Source organism: Psychrobacillus insolitus (genome assembly GCF_003254155.1).
GTDB classification, from domain to species: Bacteria; Bacillota; Bacilli; order Bacillales_A; family Planococcaceae; genus Psychrobacillus; species Psychrobacillus insolitus.
Genome location: NZ_QKZI01000002.1, coordinates 91,420 through 108,678 on the forward strand (window position 1 = coordinate 91,420; position 17,259 = coordinate 108,678).

Here is a 17,259-nt window from a genome sequence, read left to right on the forward strand (position 1 = left end):
TTACAGAAATCTTTTGAAGATTTTTTGTACAACACTTGGTTCTTTAAATGGTTCATCAAAGCTTCGATCATCCATCCAGTGCGAGTCAAATGTGCCTTCTTGTATCCACTTTTCTATATCCTGATGTCCTTTTGGATTGACATGGATGATATCCATTCCTAAAAGGTGCATCATGCATAATGCATTGGCATCGGATCTACTTAACTCAGGCCCATTTTCTTCATTGTATAGGAATATGGTAGGTACATATTGTGGATAATCAAACGTTTGTAATAGACGAATAATAAAATCCGGTAAAATCATGGATTGTGCAAATGCATATAATTGTAGATCTTCTATGGATTCATGTCCTTGACGAAGTAAAATTGGATTTTCTACATGTTTAGCAATGGTTTCCCCGATAACTGTTTGTGTTCCAATAGGTAATTTTTCAAAAGTCCACCAATTTGCATTTCTCATTTTTTCAGGATCTAATAATCCATTCGCACCTAAAGCATCGCGGTAGTGAAATAGCTGGTTAGTTTTTTGCTCTTTTGTGAATGGAAACTGACGAATTAGATGTGTATCATCTCGTTCTGTTAAAGAATGTACATTATTCCAAAAGCGCTTTCGATTCCGATCGATACCCATGAGTTTGGCAAACACGACAGGGATTGTAACTACTCCATTAGTCACATCAAAGTGAGGGCGAACCATTGCTCTTTCTTTTGCCAATAAAAATGCCTCATCCTCAGTAGTTTTTAATCGGATCGAATTAGTAGAATACGATTTAAACTGAAATGGCTTATAAAGGCCTGAGTTTTCATGGTGCATAATCTCGTTTACTTCTTGAGTTGCTTTAAATGCGACAGTTCCTGCAATTTTAGGCATTTCCTCGGGTAATGATTTTGGGACACTTGCTACTTTTGGAAACTTATAGCTATGGTCTTCATCAATCTCTAACATTAGTGTTGGCCAAGTTTCATCACATGGATTGAAAATGACTAGGTGGAATCCAAAGTTAGCAAGGTATGTAAGGAACCATTTTTCACTTGGCGTAGCAGAGCCGTACCAAAGATATCCAGGAAGTCCTGTTTCAAAATCCACTTTTTCTAGTGCTGGTTCCACATGATTGAAAATCCATTTCACCAAATCTGTTGTAATCCGACGATATTCGTGGTGAAGTGTTCCTTCTGAATAGGTAGATTGGAGCGTTTTTAATATGTCGATTAATACTGTTCTTATGCGTCTATTTAAACTAAGATCATTTAGCCTTGGTAATAAGGAATGTCCCTCAAGGAAAGCTACCATTCGATTTGGTGATAGACCTTTTTGAAAGAGCTTATTGATAGCACTCAGCTTTTCAGCCGGAATATGTTTGTTAAGAGCATCTGAAAGAATCATTAATTTACCATTGGAATCATTAACTTGTGTATGCAGGATTGTGAAATATTCGTCATCATCTAAGGAAACTCCAACGTATTGGCATACTAATTGAGGATACGTTAAGCGATCCCCTTCAATAGTAACTTGCGTAGGATCTCCTAAAGAATCTTTAAACCAAATACCAACGCTGGATGAATCCCACGAGTTCATCCGTATTGGATTCAAATTCACCATGGGTTCTTCCTCCTATTCATACATATTATAATAAATAATTACTAACTATTTTTAAAATTTCTTCCCCAGCTAATACTCCCGTTTGTTGTGTGATGCTAATGTGAGGGGGGAGTGAATCTATTTTCTGAACAGCCTCGCCGTGTGATGGGATAAAACCATGATCGGCACTCATGACCATGTCTAAATCAAGGTATGAATCTCCTGCTGCAAGTACTGTAGTCGCGCCAATCCGTTCTTTAACGAACTGAAGTGCGATAGATTTATTAATGCAGTTTGGCATAATATATAATTTTCGTCCTTGATGAGAAAGGGTAAATCCTTGCTCATAAAAGATATTGGAAAGGTTTTCAAGCTCTTCTACTGAAAACATTTTTTCATCTATAATCATGTAAACAAACCATGACTCCGCTTGTAAAACTTTAAGGACGAAACCTTTTTTAGCATATGCTTGAAGTTGTGGTAGTACATGTTCAATCGTTGTACAGTCTTGCTTTAGCTGCTGTTTAATTTTTTCTGACCATTCAACAAGAGGTTCACCGTTTTCTAAAATGACTGCTCCATTTGCAACGATTGCATACGTTGGTTGATACTGCGCATTAAATAATCCAGTAATTCGTTGATACTGACTAGCTGTTCTTGTTGTAACAGGCAAAAAGCTGATCTCTGAAGGAAGTTGGTCGAAAAGCTCTATTCCTTTATTCGTCATATAGGCAACTGGCTTGTCATCGACCCATTCAACAGTAGAAAGGTCTTGTTCATTGACCTCAGTACCTCTTGAGTTTTTACTATATATAAGTGTTCTATCCAAATCACTAGCAAATAGAATTGTCATAATCTATCCTCCGATTCTATCAGTCCAATAGCTAGATAAAAAAGGTCTGGTACTATCTCTATAGGAATATTCTTTTCCCTACATAACTGTAAGATGTGTTGAACTGATTCTTTGTTTGTATCACGTAGTAGAATTTTAAAAGGTTTCCTTCTTAACAATACCCTTGTTGTTTCTCCAACGCTAGGTTTTACCTTACTTATATCAGCCGTTTTATAGAACTTCTTGGCAATGAATTCAACTTCTCGCATGCCTCTCCACGTTCTTTCGTTCGTGATAGGAAAGTCAGCTGCTAGCTTATTAATAAGTGATTCCTGATCATGAAAGCGTTTTGAAATATTAGCGATGAAATCATTAGAGACATCGTCTTTTTCTAATTCAGCATAATATTTAGCCCCATGGTAATCGCCTGGTTTAATAAATTGCTCATTTAAAATGGTTCGGCTAACTAATCCAGAAACAGTTGAATTAAGGCAGGCATTTGGAATAAGAAAATCAGTTCTAGTTCCAAAAAGAGTTGCACATTCTCCTGGATCAGATAGAACTGCAAGGTCATCATTTAGCTGAAGTTGGTATACATCATTTAGCTTTTGAACCGATTTTGTCAATTCTTTTTGAATTGCTCCTTTACCAGTCCAACCATCTACAAATTGTAGGTGGCTATTTGGGTAAAGTTTTCTAATAGCTTTGACCGCTTCTTCATCTATTCCTTTACCTCTTAGTATAGATATACTGAAGTGGGGCCAATTAAGTTTCAAAAAGTTGTTCGCATATCGTTTCATCAATATGCCGATTGGACTCCCTGCTCGTGCAAGGGAGATAAGTACGACCTCATCTTTGTTCGCAAATTTTCTGACGCGTCTCGTTAAGACTCCGACTAACAGCGCAACATGGTCTGCAGAATCTTTCAAAGCTTGTTGATATACCTCGGTGTACTCAGGAGAGGGGAGGTATTCAATCGGTAAGGATTCGGAATAGTGACTCCCTTGCTGAAATGATTTTTCTCTTTTTTCTATAGAGGATTCAATGTGAATATTCGATAAATCTTTAAGTAAAAACGTAATATCCTCTGGAGGATAACTAGATTTTACAAGTTCAGTTGTATTAAGCTTCACCATTTTCACCTCTTTTATTTGGCGGTGTTAGGGACAACCAAGTAACAGGTGCAATCGTTTCAAGATGAGTTAGTAATGGAAACCAAGTGGAATGGTCATTTACAGACTCTGCAATGACAATAATTTGGTCAGATCCAACATCTTGAAGATTGTATAAGTATTGGTCGATACCATTAGAATCGGGCAAGGTAAATTTACTCTTATATTTGATCGGATAATTATTTTCATTTTTAGCGAAAATTGGACTTCTCGTTGTCGTTTGAACTGTTGTCTGTTCACCTAGTGCTAATGCAAATCTTTGAGGAATATAAATGTTTTCGCCCATACCAATCACAAGGGTAGACTTATTTCTATCTATGTGAGAAAGCTTGTCGATTAGCGATTGAATCCATTCGTCCATTTTGTCATGATGTTCACTTGTCAGACCAAATCTACCAGTAAACGTACTATATGTTGCAAATGTACTCGTATGTTTAGATGTTGTGAGAGCAGAAAACCCTTCGTCTGCTATTACTTCAAATTCTTTAGAACCATTTAAATAGTTTATTTCTTGTTCTTCTATTACTGCGGAGTTCAATAGTGAAAATTGGCCAGCAAGCATAGTGATTACTTCTGCCGAGATGCCATGGGTGTCCATTAAATGTATAAAATCATTTTGGTGTTTGTCATTTCTCCAGTCTAATATAGACAATATTTTATATCGCTTACCTGGATATGAATTATTTAACGCGATAATTAGATTGGACATGGTAAGGCCTGAAGTAATTTCATCATCTACTAAGACAAAAGTCTCCGCATCTGATAGGGTTTCTGTTGGTACATAGGCACGGTGTGATGTCGCGTGTGAATGCTCTTCTTCAAAAAAGAATGAAGGCTCCATATTCAGCATTTCTTCTCTTGTTGTGTGAATATAGATGGTATCTTCAAAATGGTTAAATACAGCATGCCCTAGGCCAGTTGCCGTTTCTGCAAATCCGATAAATACCGTTTTCGTTGGTAATTTTGATTTGTATTTTAAAGATTTTTCACTTAGCTTTCTATCAGGTACTCCTAAGTTGACCATGTCTACAATTTCAGCTAATTGTGGATGACTTTTTTCTCCTTCACTTACCATGAAAAGTGACGCCAATATTGAGCCTGTTCCTAGAGAAATAGCAGGATCAACGGCCAAGTGTTTGCCAAGTAAGCGACTCACGAATAGGAATTGTCTCTTTTTATTAATTCGGACACCCATTTGGAAAAGGGCTTCGGGTGAGAAGTTATATGGATTGTCTTTTATATCGATGGTAAGTTTTAAATCACCGTGTAAGTTATATGTTTTTAATGCATTGAAGGAAGTCGAATGTTGTAACATTTTCTTTTAGCACCCCATATATTTCTGCTTGAGCAAGAGTTTTTAAAGCCCAGTTGTAGTGAGGTTTAACCTCATTCATCTTATTCCTAGTAGGACTTCTCAGAACTCCATTGGATTCAGCGTGATTACCTATGATTAGTGAAGCATCTTCATATAATTCTTTTGACACAACATATGTAGCATTTACAATATCAATTTGGGAAGGATGGATACAGGTTTTCCCATTAAATCCATTGAAAGCATCTAGTTGAGCTTCGTTCCATAAAGTCATTTCAATACTATTTGTGCCTAATTGTAGTTTAGTTTGGGGATGCGGTTCAAAATATTCGAAGACAGGACCGGAAATAATAAAGTTATCTACTTGCCGATTAAATGTATTTAAAATTGCAGTTAAACAATTTGTAATTAGGTTCAAATCATAGATGGTTCGGTTGGCTGGTCGTCTCAGGCCAAATAGACTTGAAAAATCTGTAGCACCTACACGAATTGTTAATATCAAGTCTTCGAATTGTTTAAACAAACGGTAAAGGTTGGAGAGTTCTTCTGCTCGTGATTCTGCATAAATTATTTCTTTTGTTTCTAAAATAGGTAGTGCATACAAGTGAATGGAGTATTGATGATTGATCTCTTGTAAGCATAGAAAAAAACTTTTAGCATTGGAGGATGTACATTTTGGGAAAACAATACCTGTAAAAAGTCGCATAGTATTTCCTAGAATTGTTGCTATTTTTTCGAAATGTTGAACACTTCTTATTCTAAGAAACAAAAGTGGAAGATTATTTATATCGATTATTTTATTTTCATAATTTTGCTCGATTAACTGGAGCTCATTTATGATATTATTTTCTGCATCAATAAGTTCGAAATCAGAAACGGAATCTTCTAAACAAATGATTGCGCTTGTTAAATTTTTTAAGTTGTTATTGGTTAATTTCGATGAGAAGTTGGGCATCAGACCAGGTATGTATAGGGCAGCACCCATTGCCATTCCTAGTTTTTTCTTCTCAAGCTCCCTCGAAAATTCTGTAGGTGGTGAATAGAAAAAATCAAGTATTTTTTCTTCATTCACCCCTCTAAACTGTTTCATGGCTTCCACTCCTATAAAAATGAAGAAGGCGTTGTTAGGTCTTCCCAAATTCCGCATTATTTTTTCTAATAGTAAAACAAAAAGCAAGGAAGCGAGCCCTTGCTTTTTTGTAGTTTAGGAATTTATAAAAATGTTAACTTTTTGTAGTGCTTGGATAGGATGTGTATTAGTTTAAGCCGAAGTCTGTAACTAAAGCGCCTAGACCACCTTGGTAGCCACTCCCGATAGCATTGAATTTCCATTCATTACCATGACGATATAATTCTCCTACAACAACTGCAGTCTCGATCGAGAAGTCTTCCCCAAGATCATATCGTACAATTTCTTCCCCAGTATCTGCATTTAAAATACGTGCATATGAGTTACTTACTTGGCCAAAGTTTTGACCTCTGTCTTCCGCATCGTGAATTGTAATACAGAAAGAAATTTTTTCGATTGAGGCAGGAACTGTTGATAAGTTAATATTCACTTGCTCATCATCGCCATCACCGTCTCCAGTACGATTATCTCCTGTATGAACGACAGAACCATTACCACCTGTTGCATTATTGTAGAAGATAAAGTCTGCTTCTGTAGAACATTTGCTGTTACTACCTAGAAGGAATACGGAAGAATCTAAATCGAAGTCTTTTCCTCCGTCATATTTGTTTGTATCCCAACCTAATCCAACTGTTACGTTCACCAAACCAGGATTTGATTTTGTTAAATCTACTTTTTGTCCTTTTGATAAGTTAATGCCCATTAATAAACAACTCCTTATAAGTATTTTTTTGCAATTGAACCGATATCTAAATCTGCTGTTCCTTCACCGATTGCAGAGAATTTCCAGTCTGAACCATGACGATATAATTCTCCGGGGAAAAGAGAAGTTTTACCTGCATAGCTTTCAGTTAAGTTGTAATGTATTAACTCTTCTTTACTACTGTTATCTACAAGTCGAATGAAGGCGTTTTGAATTAATCCAAAATCTTGTTTTCTTTGACTTGCTTGATAAATATTCACTACAAACACCAGTTTATGTACTGATGGTGCAATAGCACTTAAATTCACAGTAATTACTTCGTCATCGCCATCGCCATCGCCGGTGCGATTATCGCCTGAATGAACGACACTACCGTCTTTACTCGATTTGTTTCCAAAGTACACCAAGTTTTCCTTTGATAATAACTTTCCTTTTTCATCTAAAAGTAGCACAGAAGCGTCACAGTCTATTTCATCGCCACCAGCAGCAGTACCGCCACCTAATAGTCCACTTAAAAATCCACCGCTTTTTTTCTTTTCTTTTACTACTGGATCCCAACCTAATCCAACCATAACGCTGGATAAAGAAGATCTGCCTTTTGTTAAATCAATTTTTTGTCCTTTTACTAAATTAATACCCATTCATAACCCTCCATTTGTTTAGTATTATAGATAGATACTATTTATAATATAGCGTGTTAGATTTCAAAAAATTGAAGAAATATTTTCTTTCCATTTATCTAACTCAACGGATATTATCATTTTATCAGAACTATTGTGATGTCACCAATATTAACCCTTTCACAATAAAATGTTTGAACAGTTTTTCCTTTGATGTTTTAGGGGAGCGACGGACAAACAATCGTAATAGGGTGACCGAAAAGAATTAGGAGCTACGTGACGCAGTCACGTAGCTCCTAATTCTTTTTCTCGTTTATTCTACTACAATAAGTTTCGTCCAAAGCGAACCTGTAACGTCCATGTGGAGAAATGGCGTCTTGCTCTTTCTCCACATGGAATTTAATTTTAGAAAATACCTAATTGGAAGAAGATATATTGAACCACGTATGATTTAATTCACTAGCAGCCCCGACGAGTTCATAAAAGAAAACCAAAGTCATAGAATAAGAGAAGACATCAATACGGAAGGGGGGATCTGATGTTCTATCCAAATAATTACGAATTAATGCATCCTATAAACCGCGTCATAACAGTGAGTGGGAATGGAAAGGTTGCAATTCAACCGAATTATGTACTCTCTCAAATAGAAGTAAGTACGCAAGGGGAAGATGTGAGTGGCGCTCAACAAAAAAACGCTACGATTATGAATCGTGTCATACAGTCTATTTTAGCTTTAAATATTCCGAGAGAAGATATACAAACTGCAGCTTATAATATATTTCCTAACTATGACTTTATTGAAGGGAAACAAGTCTTTAGAGGGTATGAGGTTACCAATGCAATCACTGTAAAAGTAAAGGATATCGGTCAAATTGGGAATGTCATCGATACAGCGGTACAAAATGGAGCAAATCGAATTTCCAGAATACAGTTTGGGGTAGAAAACGCTGATATTTTTTATCAAGAGGCTCTACGTTTAGCTCTTCGAGATGCACAAACGAAGGCTAAAACAATAGCGGATTCGATGAAACTAACTTTACATCCACAACCAATCGAGATTGTTGAAGAAAGTGTTGGTGAACCTGTCCCATTTAAATCTGTCGCCATGGCTGAGCAGTCATTAGCTACCCCGATTGAAAGAGGGAAGATCACAATTAGTGCAGCTGTTAGGGTTAAGTTTCAATACTGATTAATCATGCATTTTTGTGTAAAGTGCATTTTAAAAGAAAAAATATTAATGACGAAAGACAAGTAATAGAAGGAACTTTTGTTGAAAGTATACTAACCTTTGTATCTACTTTTATGACGATTCGTCATGAAAGTAGATTTTTTATGTAGAGAGAAAAATGGAGTTTTATTAAATGTTAACATTTATATGTGTAAATACCTATTAAATAAGTAGAAAAGAGGAAAATGAACAACTAAAGACTTATAAAGTTCACTCTCAAAATATTGCAATTTTCGACAATTTAATAGTTCTTAAGGTTCATTAATTACGTTGACAAAGATGATGGAGCTAAAGTAATATTCAAACAAAGCCAACAAGTAAAACGCTTACAAAGGGGAGGGTTACTAGTGAATTCTATTTTAGAAATAGAAAAAATGTCTTTACAATTTGGTGGGGTAAAAGCATTAGATAACGTCAGCTTTCATATTGTCAAAGGGGAAATATTCTCGCTTATCGGTCCTAATGGGGCAGGAAAGACAAGTATGCTCAATTGTATTAGTGGTTTATACCAGCCTACTACTGGCTCAATCCGTTACAAAGGGAAAGAAATTGTTAATATGAAGCCTTATAATCGGACAAAACTAGGAATTGCACGTGCATTTCAAAATATAGCGTTGTTTGCACATATGTCTGTACTCGATAACCTAAAGTTGGGTAGGCATACATTAATGCATTCAGGTCCATTAAGTGGAGGACTGTATGTCGGAAAAGCCTCCAAGGAAGAAATAAAACATCGAAGAAAAGTAGAAGAGGTAATTGAGTTCTTAGAACTACAAGATATACGGCATACACCTGTCGGAACATTACCCTACGGATTACAAAAAAGAGTGGAAGTCGGAAGGGCTTTGGCGCTTGGGCCGGAGCTTATATTATTAGATGAACCAATGGCAGGGATGAATAATTCAGAAAAAGATTTAATGGCCCGTTTCATATTGGATATGCATGAAGTAATGGACACAACGGTAGTATTAATCGAACATGATTTAGGTATTGTTATGAATTTGTCCGATCATATTGCCGTTTTGGATTTTGGAAAATGCATCGGATTTGGAACACCAGATGATATTCAAAAAAATCAGGATGTTATCAAAGCTTATATTGGTGAAGAAACCGTTATATAGACAGGGGGAAAATTGATGGGGTCAGAAAAAACATTACCTAATCTTTTAGCGGAACGAGCAGCGAAGGTAGGACACGAAGTTGCACTAAGACAAAAACACCTTGGTATATGGAATGAAATCACTTGGAAAGACTATTTTAGTAAAGTGGAACAACTGTCTGTATATTTATCTGAAAATTTAGAATTTTCTCCAGGAGAAAAGCTAGCGATTATAGGGGAAAATCGACCGCAATGGCTTTATGCACAAATGGCAGCCCAGAGTTTAGGTGGCGTTTCTGTTGGTATTTATCAAGAGTCACTTCCTGAACAGATTGTTTATTATTTAAATGATTGCAAAGCGCGCATTGTAGTCGTTGAAGATCAAGAACAAGTGGATAAACTACTAGAAATAGAACAACAGATCCCCCTTGTAGAATATATCATTTTTTACAATAAACAAGGAATGCGTCATTATAATCATCCAAAGTTACTTGAATTTGATGAAGTATTAGCTACTGGGGCTTCCTTATTAAAAGATAGATCTGGATTTTTACTCTACAACACCAAGCATTTGTTTGGAGACGATCACGCGGTTATTGCATATAGTGCTGCGACTACAGGGAATCCAAAAGGTGTGATACTCACACATTCCAATTTAATAGAGGCGGCTAAAAACCTTCTTCAGGTCGATAAAATGAAAGAGAAAGATGATTACTTTTCATTTTTGCCACTATCTTGGGTTCATGAACAAGTGGTAAGTATCGTTATTCCCTTAACAACTGGAATCGTCATCAACTTTCCAGAAAAGCCGCATACCGTTATTGGTGATTTGCGAGAAATTGGACCACAAACACTTTTAGCACCACCAAGGGTTTACCAAACGCTCATGTCGAATTTTACTATTCGTATGGAGGGAGCGAGTTGGTTTAAGAAAAGGGTCTTTCAAACTTTTAAGAAGTATGGAGAAAAAGTGGCGCGAGCAAAGCTTGATACACAACAAATTTCATCTTGGGACAAGTTCATGTATCAAATTGGAGATATCCTTGTATTCAGTGCTATTCGTGACCATTTTGGTTTTTCAAGAACAAAAAGAGCGTATGTTGCTGGAGCGGCACTTCAGTCAGAAGCCTTTTATTTCTTTCATAGTATTGGGGTAAATCTAAAACAGACATATGGAGGGACAGAGCTTTCGGGAATCGCATTTGTGCAAAGTGATGAAGACATTAAAGTCAACAGTTCCGGGGTTCCTCTTCCTAATACAGAAGTGAGAATTGGTGAAAATGGTACTGTTTACGTGAAAAACAAAGCGATTTTCGCACAATATTTAAATGAAAAAGATCAAAAATTAATGGATGATGGCTGGATTACATTAGGTGATTGTGGTCGGATAGGTGAAGACGGGCATCTATATATACTTGATCGACTAGAAGATATCATCACTAACCGAAACGACAAGCATATTTATCCGAGAATAGTAGAAAACAACTTAAAAGCAAGTCCGTATATCCAGGAGGCTGTGTGTTTTGGGAAAGATAAAGCATACGTCACGGCTATTTTAAATATTGATTTAAATAGTGTAGGCCGTTGGGCAGATAAACAACGAATTGTTTATACGGAATACTCGGATTTAGCAAGAAATCCTCAAGTCATCAAATTTATTGAACAGCAAGTTACAGGGCTAATGGATCAGGTACCGCCATATGCGAGAGTAAAGAAATTTTCTATTCTACACAAACAGTTTACTGCGGATGATGGCGAACTAACACGTACTTTAAAAGTGAGAAGGAAATTCATAGAAGATAAATATCAGATGCTCATTAATGGTATGTATTCTGATACAGAAGAAGTAACGATGGCTGGTTTAGAAATAGAGTCTGTTGAAGGGGTTAGTCTACAAGTTATCCATTTGAAAACAGAGCAGGAGGTTGCATAAATCATGATATTTTTTCTTCAAATGCTTGTTACAGGAATAGTAGTTGGGAGTATTTATGGACTTGTTGCATTAGGTTTTGTCTTAATCTATAGGGCGAGCGGTGCGCTGAACTTGGCGAACGGAGAATTCGTTATTATTGGGCCATATATTTGTTTAATCTTAATGACAGCTTATAAAATACCATTTATCTTTGCCTTATTTATTACACTTATTTTTAGCGCAATTCTTGGTCTTACTGTCGAGAGACTAGTTATTAGACCTCTACAAAATGCACCAGTCGTATCCGTCATCATGGCTACGATAGGTTTGTCGAGTTTACTTGGTGGCGCGGTTCATATGATTTGGGGGCACCAAACAAGAACATTTCCACAAGTTTTTCCGCCGACGCCCATTAATATTTCGGGAATTATTATTACTCCCGTATATCTTTGGTCATTCGTTGTGGTGATAGTGATTCTTATTTTGTTTTCCATTTTCTTTAAATTTTCAAAGATGGGGATTGCCATGCGGGCGGTTGCTGATGATCGACATGCTGCCTTGTCCATGGGAATCAGTGTGAAATATGTTTATGCAGCAACTTGGACAATTGCTGCAGTAGTTGCTGCTATAGGTGGAGTTCTCCTAGGGAATATTAATGGACTAAGCCCAACAATGGCTGCTATAGGTCTAACTGTTTTACCGGTTGTTATTCTTGGGGGACTTGATAGTGTTCTTGGAGCAATTGTAGGAGGGTTTATCATTGGTATTTTACAAAATCTTGCAGGAGGTTATTTGGACCCACTTATAGGTGGAGGACTAAAAGATGTTATTCCATTTATTGTTGTCTTGATCATATTGATGTTAAAGCCATATGGTTTGTTTGGTAGTCGAACAATTGAAAGGGTGTGATAAAGTGCGAAACCTATTCGTGAGGGAAACCGGAAACTATAAAACTACTTATAGTAATGATATGAAAATGTTTGGAACTACTGGAGCTAAAATAAAGGCACTCCTCATTGTTATTGTCGTACTTTCAGTGCCACTTTATGTAACTAATTATTGGATAGGCTTGTTAACGTTATGTGCAATTTCAGCTGTGGGAGCAATAGGGCTTAATATATTGACGGGTCTCACAGGTCAAATATCGATTGGTGTAGGAGCTTTTTTAGGTGTTGGTGGATACACTTCAGCAATATTAACATCCACGTATGGGTTAAGTTTTTGGATTTCATTACCAATAGCTGGAATTGTGACTGCGCTTATAGGAGGGGTATTTGGAATCCCGGCTTTACGTTTGAAAGGATTATACTTAGCGATTGCAACCTTAGCCGCTCAAGTCATTATTCTTTTTGTTATAAGCAGATGGGACAGTCTGACGGGTGGGACAGCAGGTATGGTCTTGGGCCGTCCTACTATCGGAGAGTATTCTTTATCGAGTAACACCGGTTATTACTATTTATGTACGATTATTCTGTTGTTAACTGTCATGTATGCAACTAATTTAATCAGAACACGAACTGGACGAGCTTTCTTAGCGGTCCGCGATCGTGATATTGCGGCGCAAATTATGGGGATTAATTTATTTAAATATAAAGTGATGGCATTTGCGATTAGTTCGTTTTTTGTTGGCATTGCTGGTGCTTTGCTAGCTCATTACACAATGATTGTAAGTCCAGAATTGTATAGCTTTCACGTATCTATTGAATATTTAGCAATGATCTTAATCGGAGGATTAGGTAGCGTATTCGGATCAATTTTAGGGGCAGCATTTATCACGCTATTGCCTGTAAGTCTAGGTTCACTTATTGACGTAATGGCTGGTTTCATGCCTGAGTTGTACCAATTGTTTTCTGCTTTAAAGGATTTTGTTTTTGGAGCAGTTATCATCTTGTTTTTAATATTTGAACCAGGGGGACTGGCTCATATCTGGCTCAATATTAAGAAGTACTTCAAGTTGTGGCCGTTTTCTTATTAACTAACGTGGTTGGACAAGGTTACATTTGCATTGAAAAATAGAGGGGGAAAAATTTTGAAAATCAATAATAGTAAGTTATTAGGTATGTTGATTGGTGGTATGTCTGTATTCATGCTTGGTGCGTGTGCAGAAGAGAATGTAGCTGAAGTTAATGGTGAAGTGGTAGAGGGTGCACGAACAGTTGTAGTCGGAGGGCTTTATGATATTACCGGTGCTACTGGTGATGTGGGAACTCCTTACACGGAAGGTGAGCAAGCATATTTCAAATATCTAACGAGTAAAGGTGGAGTGGAAGGGTTAAATATAGAGCTTACAGGAAAAGATTATGCCTATGAAATTCCAGAAGCCCAGAAAATTTATCAGGAACTTCGAGATAAAGAAAAAGTTTCTGCTGTACTTGGTTGGGGGACTGGTGATACGGAAGCATTGCGTCAACAAGTAGCGAACGATAAACTTCCATACTTCTCAGCTTCTTATTCGGAGAACTTAAAAAATATTGAAGAAAGTCCATATAACTTTTTAGTAGCGGCATCTTACTCTGATCAAGGTCGTTCCGTATTAAAATGGATTCAAGATAATCATGAAGGAGATAATCCAACAGTAGCATTATTGTATAATGACACTGCATTCGGACGTTCACCTATTGAAGATATTAAAGCATATGCCGCTGAATTAGGGATAAAAGTAGTGGATGAGCAGGTTATTGATGTTCAAGCTACAGAAGCACAATCTCAATTATTAAATATGAAAAAGAAAAATCCTGACTATGCCATTATTCAAGAAACGTGGGGAGCAACAGCAACGATTTTAAGAGATTCGAAAACACTTGGTATTGAAACGCAATTTATCGGGTTGAACTGGGCATCTGGTGAAGGTGTCATTTCAATTGTGGGTGATGAAATTGCGGAAGGATATATGGGAATTCTTTCACACGCAATGCCTTACGAAGACTTACCAGGTATGGTAGAAGTAATAGAATATTTAGATTCAGAAGGTAAGTCAATTAATGATATTGACCAAAAGTTCATTCAAGGATGGACGACTGCGAAAATACTTGTCGCTGGAATTGAAGAAGCTGGTAAGCAACATCCGGAAGGTGATTTAACTGGAGAAGAAATACGTATTGGAATTGAGTCATTAAAAGATTTAGACCTTGGTGGATTAGGTGCTCCAGTTAGTTTTAGTGCAGAAAATCATACAGGCACTGAACAGACACGTCTTGGTATTGTAAAAGACGGGAAATGGGAGCAGTTAACTGAATACTTTAGCCATAAAGATTAATCAAAATTAGAAACTTATGCAGCGGAAGAAGCTTATAGAGTGCTTCTTTCGTTTGTTCTTTATAGTAGAAAGGAGAAAAATATGCTCCATATTAATAATATTGAAGTAGTTTATTCGAAAATTATACTTGCTTTGAAAGGGGTATCACTTCATGTACCAGAGGGAAAAATTGTTACACTTTTAGGCAGTAATGGAGCAGGGAAGTCCACAACTTTAAAAGCAATTTCAGGATTACTTTCTGGTGAAGAAGGCCAAATCACCGATGGAACAATCCAATTTGAAGGAAAAACAATAAATGAAGTTACTACTGATATTATTGTTCGGAACGGAATATTTCTTTGTATGGAAGGTAGACGCATATTTAAAGATTTAACGGTCGAAGAAAATTTAATGGCAGGGGCGTATACGCGCAAGGATCGTAGAAATATCAAAGAAGATATGGAGAAAATATATGTTTATTTTCCAAAACTGAAAGCACTTCAAGGTCGAAAAGCAGGATTTCTGTCAGGTGGAGAGCAACAAATGCTTGCGATTGGCCGTGGGATCATGGCGAAACCGAAGCTATTGTTACTCGATGAGCCATCTCTTGGAATTGCGCCGTTGCTCGTAAAAGAGATTTTTCAAATCATTAAACAAATAAATAAAGAAGAAGGCACTTCCATATTAGTAGTAGAACAAAATACAAATGTCGCGCTATCTATAGCTGACTATGGCTATATTATGGAAAATGGTCGAGTGGTCATGCAAGGTAAAGCAGATTATTTATTATCAAATGAAGAAGTTCGAGAACATTATTTGGGTATCGGAAAAGAAGGCGAAAAGAATTACAAAGAGAGTAAAGGATATAGACGCCGTCAAAGAGTGGTGTGGTAATCAAAAAGTTGTCAGTAGTCTAATAGCTATTCCGCTTTTCTTACTAGTGAAATGTATAAAGATAATTAATCACTTATCTTGTATAATAGAATCACCAAGAATAAATGGAGGAATAGAATTATGGAAACTCTACCAAATTGCCCTAAATGTAATTCAGAATATACGTACGAAGATGGAAACCTTTTCGTCTGTCCAGAGTGTGCTAATGAATGGACGTTAGATACAGAAAATGAAAAGACAGAAGAACAACAAATTGTCAAAGATGCAAATGGAACTGTTTTAACTGAGGGGGATGCAGTATCGATTATTAAAGATCTTAAAGTAAAAGGAAGTTCTTCTACACTAAAGATTGGTACTAAAGTAAAAAGCATTCGATTAGTAGATGGAGATCACAATATTGATTGTAAAATTGATGGTTTTGGCGCAATGAAATTAAAATCTGAGTTTGTTAAAAAGATCTAAGTTTTATTAGATATAGTTAATAGTATAAGTCTCTTAATCGACAAGTCGATTTTGGGGCTTTTTTTACCCATTGCTGATTCCAAAATATAGCACTATCATAAATACATATTGTTTTTTCCAGAAAGGGACTATTTCATGACTTATTTATCCATGATTTTCTTACAAATTGTCGCTCCCATTTTGGTGCTTTTATTTGTTGGGGCCATTTTACAAAAGAAGTTCTCATTCAATTTGAAAGCTTTATCTCAACTGATTACATATTGTTTTATGCCTGCAGCTGTATTTGTGAATTTATATGAAACGCAGGTGGATTTAGAGGTTTTAGGTCAAGTAACGATTTTTATTGTTCTGTTTATTGGAAGCCAGATAATCTTGAGTCATTTTATAGCGAAAATGCTTAGATTGGAGAGGCAGGAAGCGGCTGTTTTCAAAAATAGTGTAGTCTTAATAAACTCTGGTAACTACGGAATTCCAGTTGCGCAGATGATGTTCGCTACACAACCAATTGGTGTTGCGATTCAAGTCATACTTGTAATCTTCCAAAATATGACGACATATACATATGGTTTGTATAATTTAATCTCTTCCACTAAGTCAGGGCTATCCATTTTAAAGGATTTCTTGAAGATGCCAATTATTTATGCGCTTATTGCTGGAGTCCTTTTGAATGTATGGAATGTTGAAATTCCGCAGGTGTTCCGTATACCACTCGATCATATAACGGAAGGGTTTATAGCTGTAGCTTTAATTACTTTAGGTGCGCAACTTTCGCAAATTGAAGTACGCACGCTGGTCAATAAAATAATTATACTTAGTTGTATTACTCGTCTTGTGGTGGGACCAGCAGTTGCGTTACTCATTATTTTTGTGCTCGGCCTAGATGGGGTGGTTGCCCAATCATTATTTATAGCAAGTTCGTTTCCGACGTCTCGAAATAGTTCAAGTTTGGCTTTAGAATATGATGTGGAATCTAATACTGCCGCACAAACAGTATTGTTTTCAACAATTGTTAGTTGTTTAACGGTGACGGTAGTTATTTATATTTCCATGCTACTTTTTACATAATGAAAAACCCATCCGAGA

General features: G+C 36.6%; 16 protein-coding genes. 9 read left to right on the top strand and 7 right to left on the bottom strand.

The annotated features are described in order from the left end of the window. From C7437_RS07680 to C7437_RS07710, 7 genes are all read right to left on the bottom strand, one after another. Positions 1-1,599, bottom strand: a complete 1,599-nt coding sequence (locus tag C7437_RS07680; protein ID WP_111439100.1) for a YceG family protein — start codon at positions 1,597-1,599, stop codon at positions 1-3. 25 nt (positions 1,600-1,624) lie between these two features. Beyond that, on the bottom strand, positions 1,625-2,431 hold the full coding sequence (locus C7437_RS07685) for an HAD family hydrolase (protein ID WP_111439101.1): 807 nt from the start codon (positions 2,429-2,431) through the stop codon (positions 1,625-1,627). Beyond that, the gene (locus C7437_RS07690; protein ID WP_111439102.1) at positions 2,428-3,546 is read right to left on the bottom strand and encodes a cysteine protease StiP family protein; all 1,119 of its coding nucleotides are present in this window, start codon (positions 3,544-3,546) and stop codon (positions 2,428-2,430) included. Before C7437_RS07690 ends, C7437_RS07685 begins: the two co-directional genes overlap by 4 nt. Beyond that, positions 3,533-4,897: a phosphoribosyltransferase family protein gene (locus C7437_RS07695; RefSeq protein WP_111439103.1), complete on the bottom strand. Its 1,365-nt coding sequence runs from the start codon at positions 4,895-4,897 to the stop codon at positions 3,533-3,535. Before C7437_RS07695 ends, C7437_RS07690 begins: the two co-directional genes overlap by 14 nt. Further along, positions 4,854-5,984: an HpcH/HpaI aldolase/citrate lyase family protein gene (locus C7437_RS07700; RefSeq protein ID WP_111439104.1), complete on the bottom strand. Its 1,131-nt coding sequence runs from the start codon at positions 5,982-5,984 to the stop codon at positions 4,854-4,856. Before C7437_RS07700 ends, C7437_RS07695 begins: the two co-directional genes overlap by 44 nt. A gap of 166 nt (positions 5,985-6,150) precedes the next feature. After that, positions 6,151-6,726 carry a TerD family protein gene (locus tag C7437_RS07705; RefSeq protein ID WP_111439105.1) on the bottom strand — a complete coding sequence of 192 codons (576 nt, stop codon included), beginning with the start codon at positions 6,724-6,726 and terminating at the stop codon, positions 6,151-6,153. 14 nt (positions 6,727-6,740) lie between these two features. After that, entirely contained in the window at positions 6,741-7,367 is a 627-nt protein-coding gene (locus C7437_RS07710; protein ID WP_111439106.1) for a TerD family protein, read from the bottom strand. 517 nt (positions 7,368-7,884) lie between these two features. On the opposite strand from C7437_RS07710, the gene C7437_RS07715 reads away from it, so the two are divergent. From C7437_RS07715 to C7437_RS07755, 9 genes are all read left to right on the top strand, one after another. After that, positions 7,885-8,535 (top strand): SIMPL domain-containing protein, encoded by a 651-nt coding sequence (locus tag C7437_RS07715; RefSeq protein WP_111439107.1) that lies wholly within the window; start codon positions 7,885-7,887, stop codon positions 8,533-8,535. A 413-nt stretch (positions 8,536-8,948) separates the two neighbouring features. Continuing rightward, positions 8,949-9,695: an ABC transporter ATP-binding protein gene (locus C7437_RS07720; RefSeq protein ID WP_111439397.1), complete on the top strand. Its 747-nt coding sequence runs from the start codon at positions 8,949-8,951 to the stop codon at positions 9,693-9,695. A gap of 15 nt (positions 9,696-9,710) precedes the next feature. Beyond that, positions 9,711-11,606, top strand: a complete 1,896-nt coding sequence (locus C7437_RS07725; RefSeq protein WP_111439108.1) for an AMP-dependent synthetase/ligase — start codon at positions 9,711-9,713, stop codon at positions 11,604-11,606. A 3-nt stretch (positions 11,607-11,609) separates the two neighbouring features. Then, positions 11,610-12,494 (top strand): branched-chain amino acid ABC transporter permease, encoded by an 885-nt coding sequence (locus tag C7437_RS07730; RefSeq protein ID WP_111439109.1) that lies wholly within the window; start codon positions 11,610-11,612, stop codon positions 12,492-12,494. Positions 12,495-12,498: 4 nt separating this feature from the next. After that, positions 12,499-13,560, top strand: a complete 1,062-nt coding sequence (locus C7437_RS07735) for a branched-chain amino acid ABC transporter permease (protein WP_111439110.1) — start codon at positions 12,499-12,501, stop codon at positions 13,558-13,560. A 54-nt stretch (positions 13,561-13,614) separates the two neighbouring features. Then, a complete protein-coding gene (locus C7437_RS07740) occupies positions 13,615-14,841 on the top strand; it encodes an ABC transporter substrate-binding protein (RefSeq protein WP_425450560.1) in 1,227 nt (408 codons plus the stop codon). A gap of 81 nt (positions 14,842-14,922) precedes the next feature. After that, positions 14,923-15,714 carry an ABC transporter ATP-binding protein gene (locus C7437_RS07745; RefSeq protein ID WP_111439111.1) on the top strand — a complete coding sequence of 264 codons (792 nt, stop codon included), beginning with the start codon at positions 14,923-14,925 and terminating at the stop codon, positions 15,712-15,714. A gap of 120 nt (positions 15,715-15,834) precedes the next feature. Continuing rightward, positions 15,835-16,176 (top strand): zinc ribbon domain-containing protein YjdM, encoded by a 342-nt coding sequence (locus tag C7437_RS07750; RefSeq protein WP_111439112.1) that lies wholly within the window; start codon positions 15,835-15,837, stop codon positions 16,174-16,176. 135 nt (positions 16,177-16,311) lie between these two features. After that, a complete protein-coding gene (locus C7437_RS07755; RefSeq protein WP_111439113.1) occupies positions 16,312-17,241 on the top strand; it encodes an AEC family transporter in 930 nt (309 codons plus the stop codon). Positions 17,242-17,259: the final 18 nt, after the last annotated feature.